General features: G+C 73.5%; 3 protein-coding genes. All 3 read right to left on the bottom strand.

What is annotated here, in order from left to right; all coding sequences use genetic code 11:
• Window positions 1–432: ABC transporter permease (locus tag SACHA_RS23265; RefSeq protein WP_232211930.1), on the bottom strand; the 432-nt coding region annotated here is incomplete at its 3' end.
• 98 nt (window positions 433–530) lie between these two features.
• Entirely contained in the window at window positions 531–1,457 is a 927-nt protein-coding gene (locus SACHA_RS0119455) for an ABC transporter ATP-binding protein (protein ID WP_019812454.1), read from the bottom strand.
• Window positions 1,458–1,481: 24 nt separating this feature from the next.
• The coding region (gene mptB / locus SACHA_RS23260) for a polyprenol phosphomannose-dependent alpha 1,6 mannosyltransferase MptB (protein WP_019812452.1) at window positions 1,482–3,088 on the bottom strand (1,607 nt) is incomplete at its 5' end.

Genomic DNA, 3,088 nt, shown 5'->3' with positions numbered 1-3,088 from the left:
CGTGCCGAGCGCGAGCAGCGGCACCGCGACGACCGCGCCGGCCAATGGCGGTGCCCAGCCGAGTGCCGCCGCCACGGCCCCCAGCACCAGGGTCTGCAGGGCCACCACCACCAGCGCCGCGACGAGCCTGCCCAGCACGAGCAACCACCGGGGCAGCGCGGTGGCCGCCAACCGCTTCAGGACGCCGTAACGCCGGTCGAAGCCCAGCGCGATCGCCTGCCCGGTGAACGCCGACGACATCACCGCGAGGGCGAGCACCCTCGGTGCCACCCAGTCCACCCGGGTCGCCGTGGAGTCGGCCCCGGGCACCGGGATCACGTCGAGCAGGCTCAGGCCGAGCAGCAGGGCGAGCGGGATGAGCAGGGTGAGCAGGATCTGCTCGCCGTGCCGCAGGGTCAGGGCGGTCTCCACCCGCGCATGGGTGAGCAGCATCCGGCCCAGCCGGCCCCGCCCGGGGTCCGGGGTGAAGGTCCCCGGCGCGAACCGGGGTGCGGCGGCGTCCCCGGCCGGGACCCCGCTCCGGGACGGGGTCACGTGCGCAGCTCCCGTCCGGTCAGTTCCAGGAAGACCTCCTCGAGGTCCCGCCTGCCGACGTGCAGCTCCTCGGCCAGCACCCCCTGTTGGGCGCACCACGCCGTCACGGTGGAGATGACCTGCGGGTCCACCGCACCGCACACCCGGTACGCGCCGGGGGCGGACTCCCGCACCAGATACCCCTCGGGCAGGGCGGCGACCAGCAGTTCGGTGTCCAGGCCGGGACGGGCGCGGAAGCGCAGCTGGGCGTCCTCGGCGTGCTCGGCGGTGAGCGTGTCCGGTGCTCCGGAGGCGACGACCCGGCCGCCGTCGACGATCACCACGTCCTCGGCCAACGCCTCCGCCTCCTCCATCAGATGTGTGGTCAGCAACACGCTCACCCCGTCGTCCCGCAGCCCGGTGAGCAGCTCCCACACCAGGCGCCGCGCCTGCGGATCCATGCCCGCCGTCGGTTCGTCCAGAAACACCAGCTCCGGCCTGCCCACGATCGCGCAGGCCAGGGAGAGCCGCTGTTGCTGCCCGCCGGACAGTCGTTTGAACGGCGTGCGCCGGACCTCGGCGAGCCCGAGCACGTCCAACAGCCACGCGGGATCGAGCGGCCGGGCCGCGCATGCGGCGACCAGGTCGAGCATCTCTCCCGCGCGCACACCGGGGTAGGCGCCGCCGCCCTGGGGCATCACCCCGATGCGGGAGCGCAGCGCCGCGCCGTCGCGCGCCGGGTCGAGCCCGAGCACCCGCACCGATCCGGCGTCCGGGCGCAGGAACCCCTCACAGATCTCGACCGTGGTGGTCTTGCCCGCGCCGTTCGGACCGAGCAGGGCCAGTAGGCCGCCCCGCTGCATGGTGAGGTCGAGGTCGGCGACGGCGGTGACCGTGCCGAACCGCTTGACCAGCCCGGTGATCTCCACGGCCGCTGCGTTCACGACAGTCAAGGGTAGAGCGTGCGCTCACCGCACCGTGCCCGGGCGGCGGAGCAGTGACGGAGCTTTCCGCCACATCACCCCGACCGCGAGCAGCACCACGATCGTGCCCGCGACCACGGCCTGGTGCAGGATGTAGCTGCGGCCGTCGAACGGGCTGCCCGTCGGCGGGATCAGCAGCGCCAGGACGGCGCTCGCCCCGGTGGCGGCGACCCGGAACCGGGACGTCCCCGCGGCGGCGGCCAGCGGGACCACGGCCCAGAGCAGCCACCACGGCTGCATGGCGACGTGCAACAGCATGAAGGTGCCCAACGACACCCCGAGGCCGATGATCGGCCGGTAGCGCCAACGGAAGCCGTCCCAGAGGAACTTCACCGTCACCGCGCCCGCGACCAGGTAGCCGAGCAGGCCCAGGATGGCGATCACGGAGGCGGTGTGGTTGCCGAGGCCCAGCAGGATGCCGAGGACCCCGCCGAGTTGTCCGAGTTCGGCGACGGGGGAGACCCAGCTCCACACCATCGCGGGGGTCTCCAACGCGCCGATCCAGCCGAACCCGAGTCCGGTACCGACGCCCACGGCGACCGAGACCACGGTGACCACGCCGAGCATGAGCCCCGCCACCGCGGCGAGGTCCGTGATCCGGCCGTGCCGGCGCCGGGCGACCATCACCCCGAGGAACCCGAGCGCGACGATGGCGTGGATCTTGACCATCGCGGCGAGCGAGATGACCACCGCACCCGCGACGATGTAGGTCCACTCGTGCGGCAGCCGTGGCGGTGGCGGCTCCCCCTCGACCCGGACCGCGAGCCTGCGCATGCCGAGTTCCAGCCCCGCGAGCATCAGTCCGATGCCGAGCGCCTCGTTGTGCGCCCCGGCCACCAGGTGGAACAGCACCAGCGGGTTGGCCGCACCCAGCCACAGCGCCGTCCCCGGCCGCACCCCGTAGCGCCGGGCGAGCCGGGGGAGCGCCCACACGATCAGACCGAATCCGACCAGGGCCAGGAGCCGCTGCAGCAACACCCCCAGGGCGACGTCGGTGCCGATGATCTCCGAGATCCAGCTGCCGATCTCGAGGAAGAGCGGGCCGTACGGCGCGGGCGTGTCCCGCCACATGTTGGACACGCCCGCGGTGAACGGGTCGTCGACGCCGAGTGCCTGCGCCGGGCCGAGCGCGTACGGGTCGAAGCCGCGGCGCACGATCTCGCTCTGCGCGAGGTAGCTGTAGACGTCCCGGGAGAACAACGGCGGGATGACGACCAGCGGCAGGGTCCAGGTCACCAGCACGCGCAGCACCCGTCCCTGGTCGGCGACCCGGGGGCGGTCCGGCCGGGTGAACCGGCCGAGCCACAGCCAGGCGAGCACCATCATGCCCATGCCCGCGAACGCCACCGCCACGGACACGGTCGGGATGCGGGCGAACACCCGCAGCACCGGAATGTGGTGGACCGGATTCAGGATCGGGGCCGCCCCCGCCCCGAGCGAGCCGAACGCGAGCAGGAGCGCGCCGACCGTGCCGAACCGGCGTACCAGGTCGAGCGCGTGGGTGTCCGTGCCGTCGAGCGGTTCGGTTCGGTCGAACGGGTCGGTGCCGCCGAGCGGGTCGGTGCCGCCGCGCGCGCCCGTTGGCTCACCCG

The organism is Saccharomonospora halophila 8 (assembly GCF_000383775.1).
Lineage (GTDB): Bacteria > Actinomycetota > Actinomycetes > Mycobacteriales > Pseudonocardiaceae > Saccharomonospora > Saccharomonospora halophila.
The sequence above is the reverse complement of the archived record's forward strand: the minus strand, read 5'-3'. Positions and strand labels throughout refer to the sequence as shown.